Origin of the sequence: Streptomyces sp. NPDC014894, from assembly GCF_043080985.1 — a bacterium.
Taxonomy (GTDB): domain Bacteria; phylum Actinomycetota; class Actinomycetes; order Streptomycetales; family Streptomycetaceae; genus Streptomyces.
On the sequence record NZ_JBIBWD010000008.1, the window covers coordinates 46,119 to 72,580 of the forward strand.

At 74.3% G+C, this 26,462-nt stretch carries 23 protein-coding genes; 15 read left to right on the top strand and 8 right to left on the bottom strand.

Annotated elements, in window-relative coordinates; all coding sequences use genetic code 11:
* The first annotated feature begins 11 nt into the window (after positions 1–11).
* The 4 genes from ACF089_RS20025 to ACF089_RS20040 are packed head-to-tail and all read left to right on the top strand — an operon-like array spanning position 12 to position 4,887.
* Entirely contained in the window at positions 12–794 is a 783-nt protein-coding gene (locus tag ACF089_RS20025; protein ID WP_392028285.1) for an enoyl-CoA hydratase/isomerase family protein, read from the top strand.
* A gap of 29 nt (positions 795–823) precedes the next feature.
* Complete coding sequence (locus ACF089_RS20030; protein ID WP_392028287.1) at positions 824–1,945, top strand: acyl-CoA dehydrogenase family protein; 1,122 nt, start codon at positions 824–826, stop codon at positions 1,943–1,945.
* Entirely contained in the window at positions 1,942–3,012 is a 1,071-nt protein-coding gene (locus ACF089_RS20035) for an acyl-CoA dehydrogenase family protein (protein WP_392028289.1), read from the top strand. The genes ACF089_RS20030 and ACF089_RS20035 overlap by 4 nt, the downstream gene beginning before the upstream one ends.
* Before the next feature lie 6 nt (positions 3,013–3,018).
* Positions 3,019–4,887: an alkyl/aryl-sulfatase gene (locus ACF089_RS20040; RefSeq protein ID WP_392028291.1), complete on the top strand. Its 1,869-nt coding sequence runs from the start codon at positions 3,019–3,021 to the stop codon at positions 4,885–4,887.
* Positions 4,888–5,001: 114 nt separating this feature from the next.
* Here the strand turns inward: ACF089_RS20040 and ACF089_RS20045 are convergent, their stop codons facing one another.
* From ACF089_RS20045 to ACF089_RS20060, 4 genes are all read right to left on the bottom strand, one after another.
* On the bottom strand, positions 5,002–6,705 hold the full coding sequence (locus ACF089_RS20045; RefSeq protein WP_392028293.1) for an AMP-binding protein: 1,704 nt from the start codon (positions 6,703–6,705) through the stop codon (positions 5,002–5,004).
* Between the two features lie 386 nt (positions 6,706–7,091).
* A complete protein-coding gene (locus tag ACF089_RS20050) occupies positions 7,092–7,856 on the bottom strand; it encodes a crotonase/enoyl-CoA hydratase family protein (protein ID WP_392028295.1) in 765 nt (254 codons plus the stop codon).
* 262 nt (positions 7,857–8,118) lie between these two features.
* The gene (locus ACF089_RS20055; protein WP_392028297.1) at positions 8,119–9,285 is read right to left on the bottom strand and encodes a thiolase family protein; all 1,167 of its coding nucleotides are present in this window, start codon (positions 9,283–9,285) and stop codon (positions 8,119–8,121) included.
* Between the two features lie 32 nt (positions 9,286–9,317).
* Positions 9,318–10,475: an acyl-CoA dehydrogenase family protein gene (locus ACF089_RS20060; RefSeq protein WP_392028299.1), complete on the bottom strand. Its 1,158-nt coding sequence runs from the start codon at positions 10,473–10,475 to the stop codon at positions 9,318–9,320.
* 486 nt (positions 10,476–10,961) lie between these two features.
* Between ACF089_RS20060 and ACF089_RS20065 the strand changes: the two genes are divergently transcribed.
* Complete coding sequence (locus ACF089_RS20065; RefSeq protein ID WP_392028301.1) at positions 10,962–11,990, top strand: S66 peptidase family protein; 1,029 nt, start codon at positions 10,962–10,964, stop codon at positions 11,988–11,990.
* Positions 11,991–12,089: 99 nt separating this feature from the next.
* Here the strand turns inward: ACF089_RS20065 and ACF089_RS20070 are convergent, their stop codons facing one another.
* The 3 genes from ACF089_RS20070 to ACF089_RS20080 form a co-directional block, all read right to left on the bottom strand.
* Positions 12,090–12,416: a plasmid stabilization protein gene (locus ACF089_RS20070; protein ID WP_392028303.1), complete on the bottom strand. Its 327-nt coding sequence runs from the start codon at positions 12,414–12,416 to the stop codon at positions 12,090–12,092.
* 184 nt (positions 12,417–12,600) lie between these two features.
* Positions 12,601–13,311, bottom strand: a complete 711-nt coding sequence (locus tag ACF089_RS20075; RefSeq protein WP_392028305.1) for a restriction endonuclease — start codon at positions 13,309–13,311, stop codon at positions 12,601–12,603.
* A gap of 417 nt (positions 13,312–13,728) precedes the next feature.
* Complete coding sequence (locus tag ACF089_RS20080) at positions 13,729–14,451, bottom strand: polysaccharide deacetylase family protein (protein ID WP_392028307.1); 723 nt, start codon at positions 14,449–14,451, stop codon at positions 13,729–13,731.
* 662 nt (positions 14,452–15,113) lie between these two features.
* Here ACF089_RS20080 and ACF089_RS20085 point away from each other — a divergent pair.
* The 9 genes from ACF089_RS20085 (at position 15,114) to ACF089_RS20125 (ending at position 23,305) form a co-directional block, all read left to right on the top strand.
* Positions 15,114–15,302, top strand: a complete 189-nt coding sequence (locus ACF089_RS20085) for a hypothetical protein (protein WP_392028309.1) — start codon at positions 15,114–15,116, stop codon at positions 15,300–15,302.
* Positions 15,299–15,511, top strand: a complete 213-nt coding sequence (locus ACF089_RS20090; RefSeq protein WP_392028311.1) for a hypothetical protein — start codon at positions 15,299–15,301, stop codon at positions 15,509–15,511. Before ACF089_RS20085 ends, ACF089_RS20090 begins: the two co-directional genes overlap by 4 nt.
* Positions 15,512–15,552: 41 nt before the next feature.
* A complete protein-coding gene (locus tag ACF089_RS20095; protein WP_392028313.1) occupies positions 15,553–15,744 on the top strand; it encodes a hypothetical protein in 192 nt (63 codons plus the stop codon).
* Positions 15,745–15,781: 37 nt separating this feature from the next.
* Positions 15,782–15,991, top strand: coding sequence for a hypothetical protein (locus tag ACF089_RS20100; RefSeq protein ID WP_392028315.1), 210 nt, complete (start codon positions 15,782–15,784; stop codon positions 15,989–15,991).
* Positions 15,992–16,268: 277 nt separating this feature from the next.
* Complete coding sequence (locus ACF089_RS20105) at positions 16,269–18,182, top strand: alpha/beta fold hydrolase (protein WP_392028316.1); 1,914 nt, start codon at positions 16,269–16,271, stop codon at positions 18,180–18,182.
* The gene (locus tag ACF089_RS20110) at positions 18,179–18,787 is read left to right on the top strand and encodes a hypothetical protein (RefSeq protein WP_392028318.1); all 609 of its coding nucleotides are present in this window, start codon (positions 18,179–18,181) and stop codon (positions 18,785–18,787) included. Before ACF089_RS20105 ends, ACF089_RS20110 begins: the two co-directional genes overlap by 4 nt.
* A gap of 185 nt (positions 18,788–18,972) precedes the next feature.
* The gene (locus ACF089_RS20115) at positions 18,973–19,740 is read left to right on the top strand and encodes a class I SAM-dependent methyltransferase (RefSeq protein ID WP_392028911.1); all 768 of its coding nucleotides are present in this window, start codon (positions 18,973–18,975) and stop codon (positions 19,738–19,740) included.
* 77 nt (positions 19,741–19,817) lie between these two features.
* Positions 19,818–21,617: an ABC transporter ATP-binding protein gene (locus tag ACF089_RS20120; RefSeq protein ID WP_392028913.1), complete on the top strand. Its 1,800-nt coding sequence runs from the start codon at positions 19,818–19,820 to the stop codon at positions 21,615–21,617.
* A 221-nt stretch (positions 21,618–21,838) separates the two neighbouring features.
* The gene (locus ACF089_RS20125) at positions 21,839–23,305 is read left to right on the top strand and encodes a phytoene desaturase family protein (protein ID WP_392028320.1); all 1,467 of its coding nucleotides are present in this window, start codon (positions 21,839–21,841) and stop codon (positions 23,303–23,305) included.
* Between the two features lie 102 nt (positions 23,306–23,407).
* On the opposite strand, the gene ACF089_RS20130 is transcribed toward ACF089_RS20125, so the two are convergent.
* Positions 23,408–24,415 (bottom strand): helix-turn-helix transcriptional regulator, encoded by a 1,008-nt coding sequence (locus tag ACF089_RS20130; RefSeq protein WP_392028322.1) that lies wholly within the window; start codon positions 24,413–24,415, stop codon positions 23,408–23,410.
* A gap of 198 nt (positions 24,416–24,613) precedes the next feature.
* On the opposite strand from ACF089_RS20130, the gene ACF089_RS20135 reads away from it, so the two are divergent.
* Positions 24,614–26,461, top strand: a complete 1,848-nt coding sequence (locus ACF089_RS20135; RefSeq protein WP_392028324.1) for a hypothetical protein — start codon at positions 24,614–24,616, stop codon at positions 26,459–26,461.
* Position 26,462: the final 1 nt, after the last annotated feature.

The following is a 26,462-nucleotide window of genomic DNA, read 5'->3' on the forward strand; positions in this document are numbered from 1 at the left end:
AAGGGACGGCGATGGCCGATCTCGAGTACGCGGTCCGCGACGGGATCGCGACCATTCTCCTCAACCGCCCCGAGCGCAAGAACGCGTTCACCATCGACATGGTGCACACCTGGGCCGACGCCCTCACCGCCGCGCAGGCCGACCCCGAGGTGCGCGTCATCGTCGTCACCGGCGCGGGCGGCTCCTTCTGCTCCGGCGTCGACCTCGCCGACTTCAAGGGCGAGCGACGGGACCCGCTCGGCGAGAAGGAGCTGCTCACCCAGAACGTGCACCGGGTGGCGCTCGCGCTGGAGGACGTCGACAAGCCGGTGATCGCCGCCGTCGCCGGCCCCGCCGTCGGCGCCGGGATGGACATGGCCCTCCTGTGCGACCTGCGCTTCGCCGGCCGCGGCGCCCGCTTCTCCGAGGGCTACATCAAGGTCGGCCTGGTGCCCGGCGACGGCGGCTGCTGGCTGCTGCCCCGCGCCGTCGGCGTCTCCACCGCGCTGCGGATGCTGTGGACCGGCGACTTCGTCGGCGCCGACGAGGCGCTGCGCATCGGCCTGGTGGACGAGGTCCACGAGGACGAGGAGCTGATGGACGCCGTGTACGCGTACGCCGCCCGGCTCGCCGAGCGCCCGCCGGTCGCGATCCGCACCATCAAGCGCGCCGTCCGCCAGGGCGCCCGCCACGATCTGCGGACCGCGCTGGACCTGATCTCCTCCCACATGGCCGTCATCACCTCCACCGAGGACTCGCGGGAGGCGTTCACGGCCTTCCGGGAGAAGCGCCCCGGCGTCTTCACCGGCCGCTGACCCGACCCCGTACGCCCGAAAGGCCGCCCATGGACCACCCCCCGGGACCGGACCCCCGCGCCGAGCCGCGCGCACAGGTCCGCGAGCTGACCGCCGCCTGGCGGGACGCCGGACGCTACACCCCCCGCAGCGACTCCTGGCTGCGCTCCTTCGACCTGGAGTTCAGCCGGGAGCTCGCCGCGCGCGGGCTGATCGCCATGACGTACCCGAAGGAGTTCGGGGGCGGCGGGCGCACCCATGTCGAACGGCTCGCCGTCACCGAGGAGCTGCTGCGCGCGGGCGCGCCCGTCGCCGCGCACTGGATCGGCGACCGGCAGATCGGCCCGGCGATCCTGCGGCACGGAACCCGTGCGCTCCAGGAGGAGATCGTCCCGGCGATCGCCTCCGGCGAGGCGGTCTTCTGCCTCGGGATGAGCGAGCCCGAGGCCGGCTCCGACCTCGCCTCCGTCCGCACCGCGGCGACGCCGGCCGACGGCGGCTGGCGGATCGACGGCCACAAGATCTGGACCACCCAGGCCCACCGCGCCACCCACGCCTATCTGCTCGCGCGCACCTCGCGCGGCGAGCGCAAGCACGAGGGGCTGACCGAGTTCATCGTGGACATGGACGCCGAGGGCGTGTCCGTCACACCGATCGTGGACCTCGCCGGCGAGCACCACTTCAACGAGGTCCGCTTCGAGAACGTGTTCGTCCCCGGCCACCGGGTCCTCGGCGAGGTCGGCGGCGGCTGGCGGCAGGTCGTGGAGCAGCTGTCCTTCGAGCGCGGCGGCGCGGAGCGCGCGCTCTCCAGCTACCCCGTCCTGGTCGAGCTGATCGCCGAGACCGCGCGGCGGCGGGACGACCGCGAACTCCACTCGCTGCTGGGCTCGCTGGTCGCCCGGCTCGCCGTGCTGCGCCGGCTCTGCTTCGAGGTCGCGCGGGCCATGGACGAGGGCCGGGCCCCCGTCCAGCAGGCCGCCGCGCTCAAGTACCTCGGCAACGCCTTCGAGCACGATGTGGTCGAGGCGCTGCGCCGCACCGGTCTGTGCCGGGAGCCGTCCTTCGACGGCTCGTTCGGTCAGACGCTGCTCGCCTCGCCCGCCTTCAGCCTGCGCGGCGGCTCCGCCGAGGTGCTGCTCTCCCTCATCGCCCGACAGGAGGCCCGTTCATGAGTGGCAGCGACATCGCGGCCGAGCTGCGGAAGCTGGTGGACGAGCTGGGCCGGACCGGCGGCCCCGGTCTCTGGGACAGCCTGGTCGGACTCGGTCTGCACCGTGTCGGCGTGGCCGAGGAGCGGGGCGGCTCCGGGGGGTGTCTGGACGATCTGCTCGTGGTCGTGGAGACCCTCGCCGGGCACGGCGCCGGCGTGCCGATCGTGGAGGCCTCGGTCGCCGACTGGGCGCTGGGCCGCGCCGGGCTCCTCGCCGGGGGGCTGACCACGATCCTGCTGCTGGACGAGCCGGTCGAGGCCCCCTCCGACGCCGAGCTGACGTCCGTGCCGTGGGCCCGCGACGCCGACCGGCTCCTGCTGTGCGCGCCCGGGTCCGCTCCGCTCCTGGTCGATCTGGGGCACTCCTCGGCGACCGTCCGGAACGTCGACAACATCGCCGGGGAACCCCGCGACACCGTGGTGCTCGCCGGCGCTCCGGTGACGGCCGTGGAGGGCGCGCCGGCGTACGCGGAGGTACGGGAGCGGCTCGCGCTGCTCTGGTCGGCGGCCGTCCTGGGCGCGGCCCGCGGCGCGTACCGGCTCTCCAGGACCTATGTCTCCGAGCGGGAGCAGTTCGGGGCCCCTCTGCTGAGGATCCCGGCCGTCGCCGACGGGCTGGCCCGGATGCGGGTCCAGCTCGTCCAGGCCGAAGCGGCGCTGGCCCTGGCCCGTGACGGCGGACCGTCCGGCGGCCGGGCCGACATCGCGCGGATCACCACGGCGGCCGCCGCCACCGAGATCGCCCGGACCGCCCATCAGCTGCACGGCGCGATGGGCATCACCGCGGAGTATCCGCTGCACCGTCTGACCCGGCGGCTGTGGGCCTGGCGCGACGCCGTCGACTCCGAGCGCGGCTGGGCCGAGAGCCTCGGCCGCCGCGCGGCCGGGGCGGGCGAGACCGGGGTCTGGACGGACATCACCGCCGGCGCGCCCGCCGCCGACCACGCCACCGCGACCTCCGCCGCCGGCGCGACCGCCCCGGCCGCCACCGCCACCGCAGCAACCACCGCCGCCGATCGTGAGGGATGACCGACCATGCCTGCCACGCCCGAACTCGACTGGGACGACACCGCCGACCACGCCAACGCCGCCCGCGGCCTGATCGACAGGCTGGAGCCCTGTGTCGTGCGCAACGACGCCGGCCGGGTCGTCTGGGACAACGACCGCTGGGACTTCCTGCGTCAGGACGAGTGCCCCGACACCGTGCACCCGAGCCTGTGGCGGCAGAGCCGGCTCAACACCGCCCAGGGGCTCTTCGAGGTCGCCCCCGGGATCTACCAGATCCGCGGCCTCGACGTCTCCAACATGACGATCATCGAGGGCGACACGGGTGTGGTCGTCGTCGACCCGCTGACGTCCAGGGAGGTCGCCGCCGAGGGCCTGGCGCTCTACGCCCGCAATCGCGGCGAGCGCCCGGTCAAGGCCGTGATCTACACCCACAGCCACGGCGACCACTTCGGCGGCGTCCTCGGCGTCACCGGCCATGAAGCGGTCCGCGGCGGGGAGTGCGAGATCGTCGCGCCCGACGAGTTCATGCACCACGCCGTCAGCGAGAACGTCTTCGCGGGCCCCGCCATGCTGCGCCGCGCCGTCTACATGTACGGACGCTCGCTGCCGGTCGGCCCCGAGGCGTCGGTCGGATTCGGCCTCGGCCAGGCCCTGTCCACCGGCACGGTCGGCCTGATCGCGCCGACGCGGAGCATCACGGAGACGGGGCAGGAGCTGGTCCTGGACGGGGTGCGGCTGGTCTTCCAGCTGACTCCGGACACCGAGGCCCCCTCGGAGATGAACTTCTTCCTGCCGGACCACGGCGTCCTGCTCATCGCCGAGAACGTCAACCACTCGCTGCACAACGTCCTCACCCTGCGCGGCGCCCAGGTCCGCGACGCCCACGCCTGGGCGTCGTACATCACCGAGTCGATCCGCCTCTTCGACGGGGCCGAGATCCTCATCGGCTCCCACAACTGGCCCACCTGGGGCCACGACGAGGTGATGCTCCTGCTCACCCGGCAGCGCGACGCCTACGCCTATCTCCACGACCAGACCGTACGGCTGATGAACCAGGGGCTCACCGGACCGGAGATCGCCGAGGAGATCCAGTCCTTCCCCGGCGAACTCGGCCGGGCCTGGAGCGTGCGCGGCTACTACGGGTCGATCAGCCAGAACGTCAAGGCCGTCTACCAGCGCTACATGGGCTGGTACGACGGCAATCCGGCGCATCTGTGGCAGCACCCGCCGACCGAGCAGGCGAAGCGGTACGTGGCCGCCATCGGGGGCGCGGACGCGACGGTCGCCTCGGCCCGCGAGGCGTTCGAGGGCGGCGACCCGCGCTGGGCCGCCGAGCTGCTCAACCATGTCCTGTTCGCCGAGCCGGAGCACACGGCGGCCCGCGAGCTGCAGATAACCGTGTACGAGACGCTGGGCTTCGGCCAGGAGAACGGCACCTGGCGCAATATCTATCTCACCGGCGCGAAGGAGCTGCGCGAGGCCGGCCGGGAGACCCGCGGGACCGGCGCGCCCGGCCGGGAGAGCGTCGACATGCTGGCCGCGCTCACCACCGGGCAGATCTTCGAATCGATGGCCGTCCGGCTGGACGGCCCGCGGGCGGCGGCGCACCGGCTGCTGCTGCGCTGGGAGTTCACCGGCCCCGACGAAGTGTGGACCCTGCTGGTCGGCAATGGGGTGCTCACCCCGATGCGCGGCGACGCGCCCGGCGGGGAGAAGCCTCAGCTGACCCTGCGGCTGGAACGGGCCACGCTCGATCAGATCCTGGCCCAGCGCACGACCTTCGCGGACGCGATCGGCTCGGGCGCGGTGACGATCGAGGGCGACGCCGGCGTGCTCGCCACGTTCCACGGTCTGCTGGAGCGGCCCCGGCGCGACTTCCCGATCGTGCTGCCGTGACGGCCGCGGGGCCGCCCGGGATCCGGGCGGCCCCGCTCCGTACGCACACTCCCCGCCCCCCACCCGTACACACCGAAGGGCGGCGGCCCTCACGGCCGCCGCCCTTCCGCGCCGTCAGGAGCCGGCGGCCAGCCTGCGCAGCTCGGTCTTGAGGATCTTCCCCGCGGCCGACAGCGGGAGTTCGTCCACGATCACCACCTCGCGGACCCGCTGGTAGGGGGCGACGCGGGCCGCGACGTACGCCATGAGGTCCTCGGCGGCGCCCGCCGCGTCCGGCGTCGGCGGCCCGGCCTTCAGCGCGACGAAGGCGATCGGGATCTCGCCGTGCCGGGGGTGCGGCCGGCCGACGACGGACGCCTGGGCGACCGCCGGGTGCTCGCGCAGGATGTTCTCCAGCGGTCCGGGATAGACGTTGTACCCCTTGTAGATGAGCATGTCCTTCGCCCGGCCGACCAGGGAGAGCCAGCCCTGCTCGTCGAGGGTGCCGAGGTCGCCGGTGCGGAGCCAGCCGCCGGCGTACTGCCCGGCGGTGAGTTCGGGGTGGCCGAGATAGCCCGCCGTGATCTGCGGGCCCCGGACCCAGACCTCGCCCCGCTCCCTGGGCGCGAGGGGGGTGACGCCGTCCAGGTCGCGGATCTCGATCTCGGTGTCGAACAGCGCGAGGCCGGTGCTGCCCTCCGGACGCGGCATCCGGTCGTCCAGCGGGCTGATCGAGACGCCCATGGTCGCCTCGGTCAGTCCGTATCCGTCGCTGACGATCGCGCGGGGGAAGATCTCGGCGAGTTCCGCGCTCGCGGCCGGGCTGATGGGCGCCGCGCCGCTGCTGACCAGGCGTACGCAGGACAGATCCCGTTCGCGCACCCCCGGTACGGCGAGGAGCGCGTGGCACAGGGCCGGGGATCCGGTGACGGCGTGGACGCCCAGCCGTTCGACGGTGTCCAGGTAGCGGGCCGCGTCGAAGCGTCCGAAGACCACCGCGGTGAGGCCCGTGGCGACGAAGACGCTCTGGCTGACCATGCCCATGCCGTGGAAGAGCGGGGCGATGGAGACGGTGGCGGTGCCGCCGAGCGGGATGTGGTGCTCGGTCCTCGCGCCGGGCACCTCGCGCAGCGTGATCCGGCCCTGTTCGTCGACGGCCGGGACGGCGGCGCTGCGCCAGCAGGCCACTTGGAGGACGTTCGTGATCAGATTGCGGTGCAGGACCATGACCGCCTTGGGCACGCCGGTGGTGCCGCCGGTGAAGGCGAGGTGCGCGATCGCGTCCCCGCCGACCTCGGTCGCGGGCGCGGCGTCGGAGGCGATCAGGCGGTCGAGGGGGACCTCGGCGACCGGGAAGGCGACCGGTCCGCCGTCGTCCGGCGCGGGGGCCGCCCCGGTCGCCGGGACGAGGTGGACGGAGCGGACCGCCGAGGAGCCTTCGAGGGCCCGGGCCAGCGGGGCGGCGACGGAGGGGTGGGTGAAGACGGCGACGGCGCCGGAGTCGTCCAGCTGGCGGCGCAGGGCGATCGGCGGCTGGGAGGGGTTGACGGGGACCACGGCGGCGCCGGCGAACAGAACGCCGTAGTACGCGACCGTGAACCAGATCGAGTTGGGCAGATGCAGGGCGACGGCCTCGCCCGGCGCGACGCCCTGCTCGCGCAGGCCCTGGGCGACGCGCAGCGCCCGGTCGCGCAGTTCGGCGAAGGTCAGGCACGCCTCGCCGTCGACCAGCGCGGGGCGGTCGGGGTAGGCGTGGGCGGATCCGGCGAGCAGGTCGGCGACCGTGCCGTCGGGGTAGTCGAGCGTACGGGGCAGGCCTCGGGGCCAGGTGGTGGTCATGGCGGAACTCCTTTGTCCGGTCATGCCCGGGTCGTCGCCTCGGGTCTGCGGCGGTGGTTCTCCTCGGGGCACAGCGGGGGCGCGCGGGGCCCGGGGGCGCGGGGGCTCGGGCGCGGGGGGCTCGGGGGCGGCGCGCGGGGGCTGGGGTCTTTCTTTTGGATCAGGCCGGATCAGGGAGCGGGGCCTGGTGACGTGCATCGCAAGGCGGAGGAATGAGTCCATGCGGTGGGGGTACCTCCCGCGCCGCCAGGCGCAGGGGGCCATCGGCGATTGACGACAACGCGGCGTGGGGGCGCCTCCCGCGCCGCCAGGCGCAGGGGGAGTGCGGTGCCAGGGCACGCGAGCCCGGCAAGATCCGAAAGAGAGGCCCTAGAGGGCTCGGGGCGTCAGCGTCCGCCCCAGCGCGGAGCGCGCTTCTCGGCGAAGGCGAGCGCGCCCTCCTTGGCGTCCGCCGACGCGAAGACCGGTTCGCAGGCGGCCCGGTTGCGGGCCCAGACCTCCTCGGCCGGCCAGTCGGCGGACTCCGCCACGATCCGCTTGGTGGCCCGGACCGCCAGCGGTCCGTTGGCGGCGATCTTCTTCGCGAGGGCCAGGGCCGCGTCCAGCGCCCCGCCCTCCTCGGCCAGTTCATTGACCATGCCGAACCGGTGGGCCGTCTCGGCGGGGAGGAAGTCGCCGGTGAGCGCGTACCGCATGGCGACGGTGTACGGGATCCGCCTCGGCAGCCGTACCAGACCGCCGCCCGCGGCGATCAGACCGCGTTTGGTCTCCGGGAGGCCGAAGGTCGCGTTCTCGGCGGCGACGATCATGTCGCAGGCGAGGGCGAGTTCGGTGCCGCCGCCGAGGGCGTACCCCTCCACGGCGGCGATCAGGGGTTTGGCGGGCGGCGTCTCGGCGATGCCGCAGAAGCCCCGGCCCGGGATGCCGGAGCGCTCCCCGGCGGCCAGGGCCTTGAGGTCGGCCCCCGCACAGAAGGAGCCGCCCGCGCCGGTGATCACTCCGACGACGAGGTCGTCACGGGCGTCCAGCTCGTCGACGGCCGCGGCGACGGCGTCCGCCACCGCCCGGTTGACCGCGTTCCGGGCCTCGGGACGGTTGATCGTCACGACGGCGACGCCGTCGTCGAACGAGGTGAGGACGAGATCGGACATGAGGGGTTCCTCCGGTGAGGCGTCGGGCGGGGTACGGGGGCTCGGGGGTACGGGCGGGTACGGCGGCGGGCGGGCGGGTGTACGCGCCGCCCTCACGCGTACGCCGCCGGGCGCACCGGGTCTACCGGGTCCGGCGGGCGCACCGGGTCCGCCGGGCTCGCCGGGCGAGGGGCGTTCCCGGGGCGGCGGGGAAGGGCGGGGTGGACGCCGGCGGGGCCCGTGCGGGGGCGCGGGCGCGGGCTCACCCGGAGGGCGGGCGTCCTCAGAGGAGTTCGAGGATGGTGGCGTTGGCCATGCCGCCGCCCTCGCACATGGACTGGAGTCCGTAGCGGATGCCGTTGTCGCGCATGTGGTGGACCATCGTGGTCATGATGCGCGCGCCGGAGCCGCCGATGGGGTGGCCGATGGCCATCGCGCCGCCGAGCGGATTCATCCGCCGGGGGTCCGCGCCCGTTGCGCGCAGCCAGGCCAGGGTGACGGAGGCGAACGCCTCGTTGATCTCGTAGACGCCGATGTCGTCCAGGGAGAGCCCGGACTTCTTCAGCGCCTTGGCGGTGGCGGGGATGGGTCCCTTGAGCATGGTGACGGGGTCGGTTCCGGCCACGACGGCGGTGTGGACGCGCGCCATCGGGGTCCAGCCCTGCGAGCGGGCGAACGCGCCGGTGGTGACAAGCAGCGCGGCGGAGCCGTCGGAGACCTGGGAGGCGTTGCCCGCGGTGATGGAGCCGTCGTCGCGGAAGGCGGGTTTGAGTCCGGCGAGCTTCTCGAGCGTGGAGCCGCGGCGTACGCCCTCGTCGGTGTCGAAGACGCGCGGGGCGCCGTCCTCCCCGGTGACCGGGACGGGGGTGATCTGGTCCTTGAAACGGCCCTCGTCGACGGCGCGGGCGGCGCGGGCGTGGGACTCCAGACCGTGCCGGTCCATCTCGGTGCGGGTGATGCCGTACTCGTCGGCGATCAGCTGGGCGCCCGTGCCCTGGTGGAAGCGGACGCCGCCGTAGCGGTCCCAGACGTCCGGGCCGAACGGCTCGCCGAAGGCGCCGTCCCCCCGGGAGGTGCCCAGCGGGAGCCTGCTCATGATCTCCACACCGCCGGCGACGGCCACGTCGTACTGTCCCGACACGACTCCGGCGGCGGCCTGGTGCACGGCCTGCTGGGAGGAGCCGCACTGGCGGTCGATCGTCAGACCGGGGACGGATTCGGGCCAGCCCGCGGCCAGCACGGCGGCGCGGCCGACACAGCCGGCCTGCATGCCGACGGCGGAGGCGCACCCCCAGATCACATCGTCGACGAGGACCGGGTCGAGGCCCGTGCGCTCGGCGAGCGCGTTCAGGACATGGGCGGAGAGGGAGGCGGAGTGGAGCGCGGAGAGCGAGCCTCCGCGCTTGCCGACAGGGGTGCGTACGGCGTCGACGATCACGGCGTCGCGCATGGGGTCCTCCGGGAGAGGTGGGGGTCGCGGGCTCAGAGCCCGAGGTCCTTGGCGATGATCGTCTTCATGACCTCGCTGGTCCCGGCGTAGATCCGGGAGACGCGGGTGTCCGCGTAGAGGCGGGCGATCGGGTATTCGAGCATGTAGCCGTAGCCGCCGTGCAGTTGGAGGCACTTGTCGATGACACGGCCGGCGGTCTCGGTGCAGAAGAGCTTGAGCCTCGCCGCGTCGGCGGGCGTCAGCTCGCCCGCCGCGTGCGCTTCGAGGGCGCGGTCCACGAAGGCCTGGGCGGCGGCGACCTCGGCCGCGCACTCGGCGAGGACGAACTTGGTGTTCTGGAACGCCGCGACGGGCCGGCCGAAGACCTGGCGTTCGCGCACATAGTCCCGGGCGAAGCCGATCGCGCCGGACGCGCCGGCGTACGCGTTGAGGGCGGCGCCGAGGCGTTCCACGACGAGATTGCGGGTGAGGTAGGAGAAGCCCGCGCCCTCCTCGCCGAGGAGATTCGCCGCCGGGACCCGGACGTCGGTGAAGGACAGCTCGGCGGTGTCCTGCGCGCGCAGTCCGATCTTGTCCAGCCTGCGCCCGACGGCGAAGCCCTCCGACGAGGTCTCGACGCAGAGGATCGACAGCCCGGCCCGGCGGTCGTCCGGGTCCTGGTCGGCGGTGCGGCAGACGACCAGGACGAGATCGGCCTGGGCGCCGCCGGTGATGAAGGTCTTGGCGCCGTTGAGGATGTAGTGCGCGCCGTCCTCGCTGAGCCGCGCGCGGGTGGTCATGCCGGCGAGGTCGGAACCGGCGCCCGGCTCGGTCATGGCGATGGCGGTCATCATCTCGCCGGAGAGGAACCCGGGCAGCCAGCGCCGCTTCTGCTCCTCGTTCCCGAACTCCAGCAGATAGGGCAGCACCAGGCAGGTGTGCACGGTGTCCGCGCCGAGGCCGACTCCCGCGCGTCCGCACTCCTCCCGGATCACGGCCTGGTAGGTGAAGTCGGCGACGCCCGCGCCGCCGTACTCCTCGGGCACCTGGATGGCGAAGACGCCCAGCGCGCCCAGTTTGCGATAGAGGTCGCGCGGGACCCGGCCCGCCCGCTCCCAGTCGGCGTAGTAGGGGACGACCTCCTTGGCGATGAACTCGCGGACGGTCGCCCGGAACGCCTCGTGATCCTCGGTGAACACGCTGCGGCGCACGGTGGCACTTCCTTCCTCGGGCGCCCGGCGCATCCGCCGGGAACACTCGTTAAGTTAATCCGCGATAACTGCACTGTCCAGGTGTTGCAGGCTGATTTCTGCTGTCGGGGCGGAGAGTTACGCATCCAGGAGTGACTCTCCGGTCGCCTCTCGACCCGATACGGGAGCCGAGCCGCACACGGCACGTCGGCGGCGTCCGGCGCTCACGGAAGGCCGCGCGGCACACGGCCTCGCCGCCGGCCGCGGAACACCGCGCACCGCCCTCCGGACCGCCGGCCGTCCCGGGCTCGATGTACGACGAGCACAAGGAGCCGGCGCGCCGCGCACGCCCCCGGCCGCGAGCCGGGGCGCGACGGACCGGCTCGCGCACGGCAGCCGTTCCGGCCGCGCCCGGGCCGACGCGCACGACGCCCGGCCGACGCGGCCCGGCTCGCGGCACGGGAAACCCCATGCCGTCGCGGCCGGGCCCATGTCAGAATCCGGCGTATGCCAGTTCGATATCCGCGCCCGCTGTCGCCCGGTGACCGTGTCGCCGTCACCTCTCCCTCCAGCGGCGTCGCGAAGGAGCTGCGCGCGCGGCTCGAGGTCGCCGTCCAGGAGGTGCGGGACCGGGGGTACGAGGTCGTCGTGGGGCGGTGCATGGACGGTTCCGGTCATGTCAGCGCCTCGGCGGCCGATCGCGCGGGCGAGCTGACGGCGATGCTGACCGATCCCTCGATCCGGGCCGTCGTGCCGCCGTGGGGCGGCGAGACGGCGATCGATCTGATCCCGCTGCTCGACTGGGACCGGCTGCGGGAGGCGGAACCGACCTGGCTCGTGGGCTTCTCCGACCTCTCGACCCTCATGACACCGCTGACCTTGCTCACCGGGACGGCGACCGTCCACGGCAACAACCTCATGGACACGCCCTATCGCGTGCCCGAGGGGCTGGTGTCCTGGCTCGACATCGTCACCGCGCCGCCGCGGGCGCGGATCGTCCAGCGGCCGCCCGGCCGGCACCGGGGAGCGGGCTTCGACGACTTCGCGGTCTTCCCCGAGACGCGGGAGTTCACCCTCGACACTCCGGGCTCCTGGACCCGGCTCGACGGCGGCGGCGACGTGGTGGCCGAGGGGAGGCTGATCGGCGGATGCGTGGAGATGCTGTGCAATCTCGCGGGGACGCCCTATCTCGACGTCTCGGCCTTCGCGCGCGAGGAGTCGCCGGACGGGCTGCTGGTCTATGTGGAGGCGGCCGACAACGACGCCTTGGCCATCTGCCGGAATCTGCACGGCATGCGGCTCGCCGGATTCTTCGACCGGGCGAACGCGGTTCTCGTCGGCCGGACCAGCGCTCCGGACAGCGGCTCGCTCAGCCAGCACGAGGCGGTCCTCGACGCGCTCGGCCCCCTGAAGGTGCCGATCATCGCCGATGTGGAGTGCGGCCACGTCCCGCCGTATCTGCCGATCGTCAACGGCGCGTACGGGCGGGTCGTCTGCGCGCCGGGACGGAACGAGCTGACGCAGATCCTGGACTGACGCTCCGGGCCGGGCCCTCCGCCGTACGGGCGTCCCCGGCGGGCGGGCGTGCTCCGCCGGCGGCGCGTCCCGGGCGGGGCCGGGACGCGGCCGGGGGCTTCAGCGGCCGAGGGCCTTGCGGAGCTGGTCCTTGTTCATGCTGGACCGGCCGTCGATGTTCTTCTTCCGGGCCTCCGCGTAGAGCTGGTCCTTGGTGGGGCCCTGGGCGCCGGAGTGGGAGCGCTGTCCGCCGCGCCGGGACGCGGACTTCGGATCGCGGGTGGAGGTCTTGCTCGCCGTCTTCGACTCGCCCGCCCGGGCGCGCTCCTTGTTCACCGTCCGGGCCGCGATCTCCTTCGCCCGGCGCTCGGACGCGCCTCGCCCGCGCGCGCTGTCCTTGATGTGCTCGTACTGCCGTTCCCGCTTGGGACTCGATCCTGCCGGCATCGTATGCCTCCCTTGTCTCCGGCCGGGGCGCTGTCGGTCCGTGCCCGGCCTCTGTCGGGTAGCCCGTCCAGGGCCACTTCACACCGAAGCCCGGGCTCCCGCGACACGGGACGGCGGGGCCCGGGGTCCGCCGCCGCCGGTCGGGTGAGGCGTGCGCGGGCCCGGGCGCGGGGGCGGCCCGGCGTCAGGACAGACGCGTCGGGCGGCGGGGCGGGGGCACGGCGCGCAGCAGTTCCCACAGCGGTGTCGAGCCGGCGGCCCACTGGGCGAGGAGGGTGCGGTCGACGAGGTGGAGCCGCTGGGAGCGGGCGAAGGCGACCGCCTGGGCGGTGAAGCGGCCGTTGGTGACCAGGACGACGACGTCGCCGTGGTGGACGGGGCGTCCGGTGCCGTTGAGGACGTGCAGATCGGGGGTGCCGACCGCGGCTCCGGAGAGTCCGGCCCGGCGGTGCTTGCACTGGATGACCCAGAGCCGCCCGAAGGGATCGGTCGCCTTCACATCGGCTCCGTCGTCGCCCGCTCCCCCGACCTGGACGGCGTCCGGGCATCCGTCCCGGCGCATCAGATCCCGTACGGCGTGTTCGAACTGGCGGTGGTGCAGGGCGTCGATCTGCGGCATCGCGTAGCGCAGCGCCTGCCGCCGGACCCGTTCCCACCGGGCCCGCTCGCGCCGCCGAAGCGCCCAGAGGGCGAGTGCGCCGACCGCGGCGACGAGGAGCAGGGCGACGACGGCGGGGTGGGCGGCGAGCCACCGCAGCAGTCCGGCGACCGCGCTCCAGACGACCGCGGCCGCCAGCAGGACCGCGGCGGGACGGGCCGGGCGGAGACTCTTCCCCCGGCCCGGGCCCCGGACCCGCCCACGGCCTCGGCGGCGCACGGGCCGTCGGGGGCTCACCGGTCCTCCCGCGCGAGGCCCCGCACCGACCGCGCCGGACGCGCCGCCCGCACCGCCCGTGCCGTCCGCCCCGGACGCGCCGTCCGCCCCGGACGACCGGGGTCGCCGCCCCGGGCCGCCCGCGTGGGCGCGGCACGGTCTCCGGCCCGTGTGCACCGGGGCCGCCTCACGACCCCGTACGCGGCCGCCGCCGTATCGACCCTGGCCAATCGCCCGACCTCCCCCGCCCCGGACCGCGACCGGCCCTCCCGGCCCGCTCTGTGCAGCCCTGTGCAGCCCTGTGCAGCCCTGTGCAGCCCTGTCTAGTCCTCAGGCCGCGGCGGCGTGGCCGGGTTCCCGGTGAATGGCAGAAAGGGATCTCTTGGCCGATTTCCGGCGGGAGCGGCCTCGACCGTACGGGTCGTCACCCGCCCCGGGTCACCAGCGCGCGGCCTTGGCGTGGAAGGTCAGCCCCGGCCAGGCCTCGACCGGCGTGGCCGAGCGCACGATCCGGCCCGCGCACAGATCGCGTTCGGCGAGTCCGTCGACGATCTTCGGGATGGCCTCCAGGGTCGTCGGCAGACCGTCGTGGAGCAGGATGATGCCGCCCGGCCGGACCGTGAGCGCGTTCGCCGCGATGGCGTCGGCGGGGATGCCGCTCCAGTCGACCGTGTCGGCCGTCCAGATCACCTCGGTCATCCCGAGCCTGGCGGCGTCCTGGCGGGTCCGCGCGTCGGTGCTCCCGAACGGCGGCCGGAAGAAGACCGGCGCACGGCCCGTCTGCGCGCGGACGACGCGGCTCGTGTCGCGCAGTTCCGCGAACGCGGTGGCCGCGTCGAGTTCGACCAGGTTGGGATGGGTGTAGGAGTGATTGGCGATCGCGTGGCCCTCGGCGGCGATCCGCCGGGTCCCGTCCGGGTCGGCCTGGGCCAGGGAGCCGGTCACGAAGAAGGTGGCCCTGACCCGTCCGGCGTCGCGCAGCGCCTTCAGATACGCGGCCGTCGCGCTCGTCGGGCCGTCGTCGAAGGTGAGGGCCACATAGCCGCCGGAGCAGCGGCGCCCGGAGTCGGCCTGAGCGGTCCCCGGCGCCGCCGCGAACGACGCCATCAGGGCCGCGACGGCGACCCCGAGCCCTATCCGCGATCTGCCTCGCGTCTTCATTCCGCGTTCCTCTCGATCGACGAACCACCGTGGCCGGGGGACGGCGGCGCGGCTCGGGGCGGTCCGCGCCCGTGTGCCGTCCGATGCCGGTGCCCCCGCCCCTGTCTGCCGTACCGCCGCGCCCGTTGCCGTGCGGCCGACCCGTCTCGTACATCAGTCCGAGCTTCGGTCGGACACCATTGAACGCGAGTCGGGGACGCCGCAGAGCGGTAATCCCGGGATCCGCCCGGCCCTTGGCCGGGGCCGCCTCTCCGCGGGCCCCGCGCGAGTCGCTCCGCCGGCCGGGAGACCGGGGAGACCGGCCGCCGGGGGCGTCCGCCCCACGGCGTCGGCGGCCGGAAGGCGTCCGGCCCGAGGCGTCAACAGCCGCGAAACATACGGCACTCGGGGACGCCGACGGCCGGGACGACCCTCAACAGTGCCCCGCTCCCCCGCCCTCCGAAACGCCGCGAGGCCGCGTCGGCGGCCGCTGCACCATCCTGCGGGCGACCTTGCAGCCTTGTGCCAGGCGACGATCTTCCGTTCGACCAACGCCGTCGCCAAGGTGGTTGCGAAGACGGAACGCCGCTCCCGACGGGCCCGCGAGGACCCGGGAGCGCGCCTCCGTACCCACCTGGCCGGCGCGTCCCCGGCTCCGGCCAGGCCGACAGAGGAGGGAAACCTTGCAACAGGTCAGATCGCGGACCTGGGCCGACTCCATCGGTCCGCTCGACGAGAGCGCCGAGGGCCAGGTGTTCGACAGCGTGACTCCGGTCGCCGCCACCCAGGTGATCGCCACCGTGGCCGCCGCCGTGGTCATCGCCTACGCGGCGGGGGCCATCATCGGCGAGACCAGCCCGGTGCTCGAGTGAGCCTCGCCCCGCGCCGGAGGCTCGCGGGAACTCCCCGCTGTCCGGCGACGCCCGTCACCGCCCGGGCGCTGACCGAGACCGACCCCGGGTCCACCGAGACCACCATCGCCCCGGTCACCCTCGCCGTCGCGTTCGTCGCCGTGTCGGAGTGCGTGCACGGCGGCGGAATGGGCCACATCATCGGCAGCGAGCAGGAGCCACGGCTCTGAGCGGGCCCCGCCGCCGCCCTCCAACACCCCAGGAGACCACCATGAGCGTTGCCGTGTGCCCCGTCGTGCCGTTCACGACGCCCGAACTGTCCGAGACCGACCCGGGGTTCGCCGTCGCCGCGGCCGCCCCCGTCGCGGCCACCCCGGTCGCCGTGGCGGCCTTCGGCGCGGGCATCGCGCTCGGCGTCGCCGTCTCCGTCGCGATCGGCGAGACCAGCCCGGTGCTGGAGTGACCGCGAACCCAACCGTCCGTCAGACGAGGAGATCCCCATGAACGACGTGTCCTTCCTGAACCGCCCAGGCGCCCTCACCGACATCGGCATCCAGGACGTGCGGGGCCGGTTCGTCACCGCCCGCGCGCCCATCATGGCCACCCCCGCCGTGGTGTGCGGAGTCATCATCGGCGGGGCGCTGGTGAACGCCTTCGTGGCCGGCCGGGACGGCGGCTCGATCGGCGAGACCCAGCCGGTACTGGAGTGACCGGACGCCCGGCTCCGGTGAACGCCTTCGTGGCCGGCCGGGACGGCGGACCGCTGAACCCGTGTCCGGAACCGGAGACCGGTCCCGGCTGACCGGGCCGTCGACGGCCCGGCCGGGACGGTGAACCGGCGCCGGCCGGCCGTCGACACCTCGCACCGCAGCGCTTCCCGAACCGGCAGTGCCCATGCCGAACAGTCCCCGCCGCCGGTCCCCACCGGCGGCGGGGGCCGCCGAACCGACGGCGGGCAAGACCGACTTCCGTCCAGGAGAACCTTCCATGCCCTCTCCCCTCGCCCAGCCGCGACGATCCAGGCCCACAGCCCGAGCGGTGCTGTCCGCCCTCAGCGGCCCCATGCCCCTCTCCCGCAACCAGGCGATGGGAGCGTCCGAGCGCCTGTCGGCGGTGACCTCCCTGCTGTCCAGCCTGGAACACCTCGTCAACCGGAAGCAGAAGCGGCCGGGCGGGCTGAACGACTGGGCGATCGCCAGACACGGCCACGCCCGTTACGGCAGACCGCTGCGCAAACTGCTCGACGCCGTCGCCGACGAACGGACCACGACGGTCCTGCACAGCGCCCGGGCGACCGCGAGCGCGGCCCTGCTGCTGCCCGGCGACGGCCGCTGGCGCGGAGCGGCCAATCTCTTCCTCGGCGTCAGCGGCGCCCTGCTCTACCCGACCCACCGCTACGGCACCGACGGCTCCGACCAGGCCTCCGGTCTGGTGCAGACCGCGACCGGCCTGGCCCGGCTCGCGCCGACGCCCCAGGCCCAGGACGCCCTGCTGTGGTACGTCGCGATCCAGTCCAATCTGTCGTACGCGGTCTCCGGCTGGGTCAAGCTCCTCGGCCGCGACTGGCGTACCGGCGCGGCCCTGAGCGGCGTCATGCGCACCAGGACCTACGGCCACGAGGGCGTCTGGCGGCTGACGAAGCGCTACCCCCGCTCCGCGCGGACCCTCGCGCACGGCGTGCTGGCCCTGGAGTGCCTCTTCCCGGTGCTCTATCTCAAGGGCGGCCTGCTGACCCGGCCGGTGATCGGCGCCGTCGCCTCGTTCCATGTCGCGAACGGCTTCGTCATGGGGCTCGGCAGATTCGTCCCCGCCTTCGCCGCGATGCATCCGATGGTCGCCTACACCAGCACGCCCCGCAGCCATCCCGCGGTCGCCGGCCGGGACGACCGGATGCTGGGGACCATGGGCCTGCTGCTGGCCGGCGGCGCGGTCGCGGCCTCGGCGGTCGCCGCCCACCGCCGGCTGCGCGCCACCGACCGCGCCCACGGCTCGACCGTGACCACCCGGCACGGCAATGAGCTGTTCCACGACGGCACGATGACCGGGCACGGCTCCGGTCCGGTCGTGGTCCTCGTCCACGGACTCGGCGCGATACCCGCGCACTTCAGCTGGTACACCCGCGCGCTCAACGCCGACGGCCGGCAGTGGCTGGCGTACAGCCGGGCCGGTTACGGGCCCAGCAGACGCCGCGCCGACACACCGCACCATCTGAACGAGTCGGTGGACGACCTGGTCGATCTGGTCCGCGCGGCGGTCCCCGAAGGACGCCAGGTGTCGCTGGTCGGACACTCCCTGGGCGGTGAGATCGCCCGCCGGGCCGCGGTCCGGCTCGGCGAGCGGGTGCACTCCGTCGTCTATGTCGACAGCTCCCACCCCGAGCAGCTCGACCGCTCCGACCAGCAGGGCAAGAACGCCCGCTTCGTCGAGGAGATGATCGGCACGACCGCCGTGAGCCTGCGGCTGGGCCTCGGGATCCTGATGCAGACCCCCGAGTGGGTGCGCAATCTGCCCGCCACCGTGCGGAGCAGGGCGATGGCCGAGTACGCGGACCACCGGGTGTGGACCGCGGCGCTGCGCGAGTGGCGCGCGGCCGAGCGGGACTTCCGCTCCTTCACCGGGCCGCTCGCCCCGCTGGACGCGCACGCCCTGGTGCTGTCGGCCCAGCACACCGTGGACCGCGATCCCGACCATCTGCTGATGCACAAGGATCTCGCCGACGCGCACGGGACGGGACGGACCGTCCGCAGCGCCGTGGTCGAGGGATCCGACCACGAGGGCATCCTCACCGATCCGCAGTTCGCCGCCGAGGCCGTCCGCCATCTGCTGGCCTTCCTCGGCGACACCACCGCCCCGGCCCCGTCCGGGCAGCACACCGCCACGGCGGACCAGGAGGCACGGTGAGCACCACGGTCATCTCACGGCCCGCGCGGCAGCTGCTCGCCCGGCACTTCGGCGGCACGGACGGGACCTTCCGGCTGCTCGCCGGGCTCGCCCTGGTGGGCACGGTCTGCACCCAGCACCCCCTGCCGACGTTCAGCCGGGTCGTCAAGCTCGACGTGTTCTCCACGCTCTTCCCCAACTGGCGCTTCTTCGCCCCGACCCCGGCCCAGCACGATCTGCAGTTCTACTGCCGGACCCTCAACGAGGCCGGGGAGACCTCCGACTGGTCGCCCGTGGAGGTCATCGCCGGGCGCCGGGCCCACCAGATCGTCTGGTTCCCCGAGCGGCGCGCCGAGAAGGCGGTGTTCGATCTGGGCACCGAGGTGATGCGCCATCTCGACAAGGGTTTCCAGACGGCCCGCGGGCTGCCCGGATACCGGATGCTGACGGCCTACTTCCGGGCCGGGATCGAGCGTTCGGGCGCTCCCGGCGTCAAGGGCTTCCAGTTCACGCTCGTCCGCAACGCGGGCTACGACGACAGCGAGGAGCCCGAGATCATCTTCGTCTCCCCCTACACGCCGATGCGCACCACGTCCGCACCGGCGGCAGAAAGCGAGCACGCGTGAGCACCGCGACCGCACCCTCGAACGCCGCCGGGCCGAACCCGGACCTGCCGGACACCGCCCCGCCCCACGCCGACGCGCCGGACACCGCTCCGTCGACCACCGACGCGCCGGACACCGCTCCGTCGACCACCGACGCGCCGGACACTGCTCCGTCGACCACCGACCCGTCGACCACCGCCCCCGAGATCGCGGACATCGGCTACGGGAGGGCCTTCGCCGGCTTCTACGACCGGCTGTTCCCCCGGGACGGCTCCGCCGAGCGCACCGCCGAGACCCTGGCCGCCTGGCACCCCGGCGGGCGCACCCTCGAACTGGGCGTGGGCACCGGACGCGTCGCCGTGCCGCTCGCGCGCCTCACCGGCGAGGTGGTCGGGGTGGACTCCTCGCCGGAGATGCTCGAACGGCTCCGCGCCGCCGTCGAGGAGTCGGGCGTGTCCGTCACCCCCGTCCACGGCGACATCCGCGTCTACGACGACGGCTCCCGGTACGGACTCGTCTACTGTGTCTGCGCCACCCTGTCCCTGGTGGTCGACCCCGCCGCGCAGCGCGCCGCCGTGGCGCGGGCGGCCGCTCATCTGGCCCCCGGGGGAGCGCTGGTGGTGGAGACCCACAATCCGGGCGTCGTCCATGTGCTGCACGACGGGCGCGCCCGGACCTCGTTCTTCGTGCCCTACCCGGAGCCGGGGACCGGGCTCCAGACGTACTCCACGCTGCTCCCCGAGCGGAATCTCTGGCACACCTCCCATCTCTGGCACGAGGGGGGCGGTGTGCGGGTGGGCACCGAGATCACCCGGCTCACCACGCCGGAGGACGTCGACGCGTACGCGGCGGACGCCGGGCTCGTGCCGGTGTCGCGGCACGGCGACTGGTCGGGCGCGCCGTTCGTCGTGGACGAGAGCCCGGTCCACATCAGCCGCTATGTCCGGGCCGAGGACCGGGGGGAGCGGCCGTGACCGCCACCGCCCCCGCGCCCGCGGCGACCGCGACCGCCCCGGATCCGGCCGCGCCGTCGAAGGCCGCCGCGCGCGGCCTGATCCGGAAGCTGACCCGCGCTCAGCGGAAGCTGCTGCTGGGCGGGGTGCTGCTGGGCGTCGTGGGGGTGGTGTCCACGCTCGTACAGCCCAAGCTCGTGGCCGGTCTGATCGAGGCGGTCGGGGGGAACCGGCCGGTCGCCGGGCTGATCACGCTGCTGGCCGTGCTGTTCGTGGCGGACGCCGCGCTCTCGGCGACCCAGGGGTATCTCATCGGCCGGGCCGGCGAGAACATCGTCCGCGACGCCCGGGTCCTGCTGTCGGGGAAGGTGCTCCGCGCCGATCTCGCGCATCTGAACGCGCAGCGGCAGGGCGATGTGCACACCCGGCTGGTGGGCGACACCGCGCTGATGAAGATCGCGCTCACGCAGAGTCTCGCGCAGATCGTCCTCAACGGTCTGATCGTGGTCGGCGGGGTGGTGATGATGGCCCTGATCGACGTCTGGCTGCTGCTGGTGACCGTCGGCTGTCTCGGCGTCGCGAGCGTCGCCTCCGTGTGGGTGGCCCGGGGCCTGCGCAAGGCGGCCCTGGTGAACCGGGCGGACACCGGCGCGTTCGGCGCCGATCTCCAGCGGGTGCTGGCCGCCCTGCCGACCGTGAAGGCGTCGAACGCCGAGGGCCGTGAGGAGGACCGGCTCGCGGAGCTGGCGGACCGGGCCCGCCGGTCCGGGAACCGGGTGACGGTGCTCAACGCGCTGCTGTCGCCGGTGCTGAACGTCGGCCTCCAGGCGTCGCTGGCCGCCGTGATGGGCCTCGGCATGGCCCGGGTGGCGACCGGCTCCCTCGGCGTGGCCGACTTCACGGCCTTCACGATGTACCTCTTCTACCTCGTGTCGCCGCTGGTCCTGGTGTTCCTGTCGATCGGCACCTATCAGCAGGGCCGGGCCGCGGTGCAGCGGGTGGACGAGCTGGCCGGGCTGCCGCAGGAGGACGCCCCCGGCCCGGACGGCGTCGCGGGGCCGCCCGCGCCGGCGCCGGCGCCCGACGGCGGGCATCCGGCCGTGGAGTTCCGGGACGTCGGCTTCGGCTACGGCGACCGGCCGGTTCTGGACGGGGTCTCCTTCACCGTCCCCCGCCGCGGGCTCACCGCCCTGGTGGGCGTCTCCGGCGCGGGCAAGACCACGGTCTTCCAGCTGATCGAGCGGTTCTACCGGCCCGGCCGGGGAACCGTCGTCCTGGACGGCAGGGACATCGCCCATCTGCCGCCGACCGAGGTCCGCGAGCGGGTCGGCTATGTCCAGCAGGACAACGCGGCGATGCGCGGAACGCTCCGCGAGAACATCGTCTACGCCGCGCCGGACGCCTCCGACGAGGACATCGAGGAGGCCGTCGAACTCGCCGGACTCACCGGGGTGGTGGCCGGGCTGCCCGACGGTCTGGACACCCTCCTCGGCGACCAGGGCATCGGGCTCTCCGGCGGGCAGCGGCAGCGGCTGTGCGTGGCGCGCGCCCTGCTGCAGAAGCCCGCGGTGATCCTTCTCGACGAGGCCACCGCCCATCTGGACTCCGACGCCGAGGCGGCGCTCCGCGACAGTCTGCGGCGCATCGCCCACCGCTGCGCGGTCGTCGCGATCGCCCACCGCATCTCCACCGTGGTCGAGGCCGATCGCATCGTGGTCCTGGACGGCGGCCGGGTGCGCGCCGTGGGCACGCATCCGCAGCTCATCCAGAACGACGACCTCTACCGGCGGCTGGCCGCCGCCCAGTTCGCCGACGGCGCCCTCGCCGGGCCCCCCGCCCCCGCCGAGGGGCCGTCCGACGCCCCGTCGGCCCTTCCCACCGCAGGAGTAGCCGGATGAACCCCGCCCTGGCCGACCGTGCGTCCGGCCGTTCCCCCCGTACCCCCGAGGGCGCGGCGACCGCCGTCAACGGGTGGCAGTGACATGAGGCGCGCCCCGACCGGCCGGCGAAGCGTCCGGGAGACCGTCCGGGAGACCGATCGGAAGGCGGCCCGGGAGTCCGTCCGGAGAGCCGTCCGGAAAGCCGTCCGGGAGATCGTCGCCGAAGAGGAGCACGGCCGGTGAGCGAGGTGGACGCGGCCGTCGTCGGCAGCGGGCCCAACGGGCTCTCGGCCGCCGTCGTCCTGGCCCGCGCGGGACTGCGCGTGGCGGTGTACGAGGCCGCCGACACGATCGGCGGCGGCCTGCGCGGGGCCGCTCTCTTCGACTCCGACGTGGTCCACGACATCTGCTCGGCGGTGCACCCGATGGCCGTCGCCTCCCCGTTCTTCCGGGAGTTCGGCCTCGCCGAGCGGGTGGACATGCTCCGCCCGGAGATCAGCTACGCGCACGCCCTCGACGGGGGGCGGGCGGCGCTCGCCCACCATGACCTCGACGCGACCTGCGCCGGTCTCGGCCCGGACGGACCGCGCTGGCGGCGGCTGATGGAACCGCTGCTGGCGCGCAGCGCGGACATGGTCGAGCTGCTCCTGTCCGATCTGCGCGGTCCGTCCGGGCTCCGGGCCGCCCCGGCGCTGCTGAGCCGGGTGCTGCTCCACGGCACCCGCCTCGGCCCGCGCTCCTTCGCCGGGGAGGAGGCCAGGGCGCTGCTGGCGGGGACGGCCGCCCATCTGATCGGTCCGCTGCCGTCGCTGCCCGGCGCGGCCGTCGGGCTGCTGCTGGCGCAGCTCGCCCACGGTCCCGGCTGGCCGCTGCCGCGCGGCGGCAGCTTCCGTATCGCCGAGGCGATGGCGGCCGACATCCGGGCGCACGGCGGCGTTCTGCACACCGGGCGGCGGATCACCGATCTGCGGGAGCTGGGCGGGGCGCGGGCGGTGCTGCTGGACACCGCGCCCACCGCCCTGCCGGGCCTGGCCGGGGGCCGGCTGCCCCGGGGGTACGTCCGCGGGCTGGGCCGCTACCGGTACGGTCCGGCCGCCGGCAAGGCGGACTTCCTCGTGTCGGAGCCGATCCCCTGGTCCGCGCCGGGCGTCGGCCGGGCGGGCACGGTGCACATCGGCGGTACGGCGGCGGAGGTCTTCCGGCAGGAGACGGCCAACGCCCGCGGGGAGGCGGGCGACCGGCCCTTCGTCCTGGTGGTGGATCCGGCGGTCGCGGACCCGGGGCGGGCGGCGTCCGGACGCCGCCCGGTCTGGGCGTACGCCCATCTGCCGCACGGCTCCGCCCAGGATCCGCTGCCGCTGGTGCGGGCCGCGATCGAGCGGCACGCCCCGGGATTCGCGGAGACCGTGATCGCCGAACGCGGGCTGTCCGGCGCCGCGTACGCCGAGTACAACCCCAACTACGTCGGCGGGGACATCTCGACCGGGGCGATCGATCTGCGGCAGAGCGTGTTCCGGCCCGTCGCCCAGTGGGATCCGTACCGCACTCCGCTGCCGGGCGTCTATCTGTGCTCGGCCGCGACTCCGCCGGGGCCGGGTGTGCACGGGATGTGCGGTCTGCTGGCCGCGCGGTCCGCGCTGCGGCGGGAGTTCGGTCTGCCGCTGCCGGCCCTGGGGCGGGCCGCCGCCGGGGTGGGCGGAGGGTGAGGTCCGGCGCTCGGGGACAGCCGGGGGCGAGCGCCGGGACGGGCGCGGGCGGGGTCCGGCGCGCCGGGGCCGGCGGGGCGGGCGGGCGCGCCGGGGCCGAGGTCACACCCAGCCTCGTTCGCGGGCGAGCAGCGCCGCCTGGGCCCGGTTGCGCGCGCCGAGCAGCCGCAGCAGGTCGGAGATGTGCCGCCGGTAGGTGCGCAGCGACATCCCGGCCTCGCGGGCGCCGGTCTCGTCCTTGCTCGCGGCGCACATGACGGTCAGCACCAGGTGCTGGGTGTCGGTGAGCCGGGCGGCCCGGCCGCTGTCGGCCGCCGCCGGGGCGGCGAAGTCGGCCGCCGCGGCCCAGAGTCTCTCGAAGAGTCCGACGAGGCTGTTCACCAGCCCGTCCTCCTCGGTGCACAGGGCGCCTCGGCCGGTGTCGCGGGCGTCGATGGGCACCAGGGCCGTGCGGCGGTCGTAGACGAGGATCAGCTCGGACAGTTCGTCGGCGACCCTGATGCTCGCGCCGGCGAAGTGCAGCTCCCGCAGATAGTCGAGGGTACGGAGGTCCTGGAGCGCCTTGGCGCGCACGAGGCTGCGGACGCGCACCCCGCGCCGCAGGCAGCGGAGGTCGAGGTGCCGGGCGTGCGCGATGTTCTCCGGCGAGAGGGCGTCGTAGGGCTCGGCCGCCAGCACCTCCGACCGGGCGTTGAAGGCCAGTTGGTCGATGTGGGCCCGGACCTGGCGCAGATCCTCCAGCCGGAACAGGGCCGCGTCGCCGCCGGGGAGGAAGGACGCGGACTCCGGTCCCGGTCTGTCGCGCTGCAACGACCGGAGGATCGGGCGGGTGTTGACCAGCTGACGCATCGTCCGGTGGGCGGTGTCGAGCTGCTCCTCGGCCAGCCGGGGCACGGCGACGCCCGGGTCGGTCGCCCAGGTGCTCTCGCCGTCGCCGTGCAGCAGCCAGAGGTCCCGCAGCCGGGCGACGGCCCGGGCGACGCTGCCCCGGTCGGGCGGGAACACCCCGTGGACCTCGCGCTCGGGCGTTCCGGGGTTCCGCAGAAAGTGCCGGTAGACGTCCTCCTCGGTGCTGGTGAGGCCGAGTACGGACATGCTGTGCGTGTTCATGGCTGCTCCCCGAGTGCTCAGTCCCCGTATGCCTGGTGTGACCACGGACACAAGCTAGCCGGGCGCCGGTGGAGCGGAGTCTCACGGAAGTCTCAGATGAGACCGGTGGTGCAACCGTCTTCTCGCCATGACGCTCGGTCAATAAGGTGGTCGCCGTGTGCGACAACGGACCGTTCGGTGAACGTGGCAGGTGGTCTGATGACTGACGCGGCAGCTCCCGGGGCCTCACCGCGGACGACGCCGGACGTGGTGGCGGCGGCGGTGGAACGGCACCGGCTGGTGAATCTCACCGGGCCGCTCGGCAGCGGGAAGACCTGGCTGGCGTCCCGGCTGCCGTCGGCGCGGGTGGTGGATCTGTCGGCGCCGGGCGCGGCGGACGCGGTGTCGGCGGCGCTCGGCGCGCGCACCGGGGAGCCGCTGGTCCTGGACGGCGCGGACGGCCCGGAGGCGCTGGCGGCGCTGGAGTCGGTACGTCCCTTCGGCAGCGCGCCCGCGGCGGACGGCCGGCCCCTGCTCGTGGTGAGCCGGCGTTCCTTACTGGCCCAGCCCGGCTGGACGCTGTCGGGGGCCTCGGTCCTCGGGGTCCGTCCCTGGGAGGACGAGCGGATCGGGCGGCTCACGGCACAGGCGCAGCTCACGGATCCGCCGGCCCGGGAGCTGGTGGTGCGTCTGGCCGGGGGCAATCCGCTGATCGCCGGCGCGGCCTGCCGGGCCCTGCACGCGGGCGCCGCGCCCGACTCCCCCGGGGCCGTGGCCGACCAGGTCGTACGGGAGATCTTCGAGCGGCTCTCCCGCGAGCGGCCCGCCGAGCGGTGGCGGCCCGCGCTGGAGCGGCTGGCCACCATGTGGGCGGGCGACCGGGAGCTGCTCAACGCGGACCGGGAGCTGTTCGACGCGCTCGGCGGGCTCAGTCTCGTGACCCGTACGGAGCTGGGTCTCACCGTCCTCGAACCGTTCCGCAGGGTGATCGAACAGGCGCATCGCTGGCGGCAGCCGGCCGCCCACGGCGGTTCGCGGACCCGTGCGCTGACCCATCGCAGGAGCCAGCTGGCCCTGGACTCCCCCGCCGTCTGCCGGAGCCGGCTCGCCGAGGGGGTGATGGCCCTCAGCAGCGACGAGACCATCCGCGAGACCCTGTTCCCCGCGAGCCCGTCCGCGGGTCTGATCCAGACCTCCGTCCCGGGCGACGCCGACGACATCGGCGGGCTGATGCACCGGTGGGCCCGGCAGGGGGGCATGGACACCCGGCGGACGGACCGTCTGGTGGAGCGGTGGCTGGCCGACGATCCGGCCGGCTTCCGGCTGGCCCGGGACGGCGACGGCCGGGCGGTGGGCGTCATGGGGCTGGTCCGGGTCGCCGACACCACCGTGAACAGCGTGGAATCCCTGCTCCAGCAGCACACCGACCGGCTGCTCGCCCCCGGCCGGACGGAGTCCCTGGTGCTCGGGGCCGCCTACTGCCCGGACCGGGGTCTGCACGCGCGGCTGCTGCGGGATCTGCTGCATCACGTGATGGCCAACGGACTGCTGCTGACCGTCTCCACGCCGAACCCGCACTACCAGCGGCTGCTGCGGGTTCTGCGGTTCCACCAGCACGGCACCACCGCCGACGACGTCTACCGGTGCGGCCGGAAGCCCGAGATCCACAGTCAGGACTTCGGCCGCGACGCGATAGCCGACTGGGTGGGGCGGCTCTTCCTCGGGCCGGGCGGCGACGGCTCCCGGCAGCCGACGGGCCGGGACGTGGGCCGGGCCCTCGCCCACATCGGGGACACGGCCCGGCTGGCGCACAGCCCGCTGCTGCGGCCGGCGCGCGTCTCGACGGCGGCGGAGCTCGCGGCGCGGCTGCGGGAGGGGGTGCGCGCGCTGGCCGACAGCGAGCTGCCGGAGGACGCCGAGGCGGGATGGATCCTGCTGCACTACTACCTCGGGCGGCCCCAGACCCATCAACAGCTGGCGCGCCGGCTCCATATGAGCCGGGCCACGTACTTCCGCCGGCTCCGGCACGGTCTGGAGGCCCTGGGCCGGCGGCTGACGGCGGACTGAG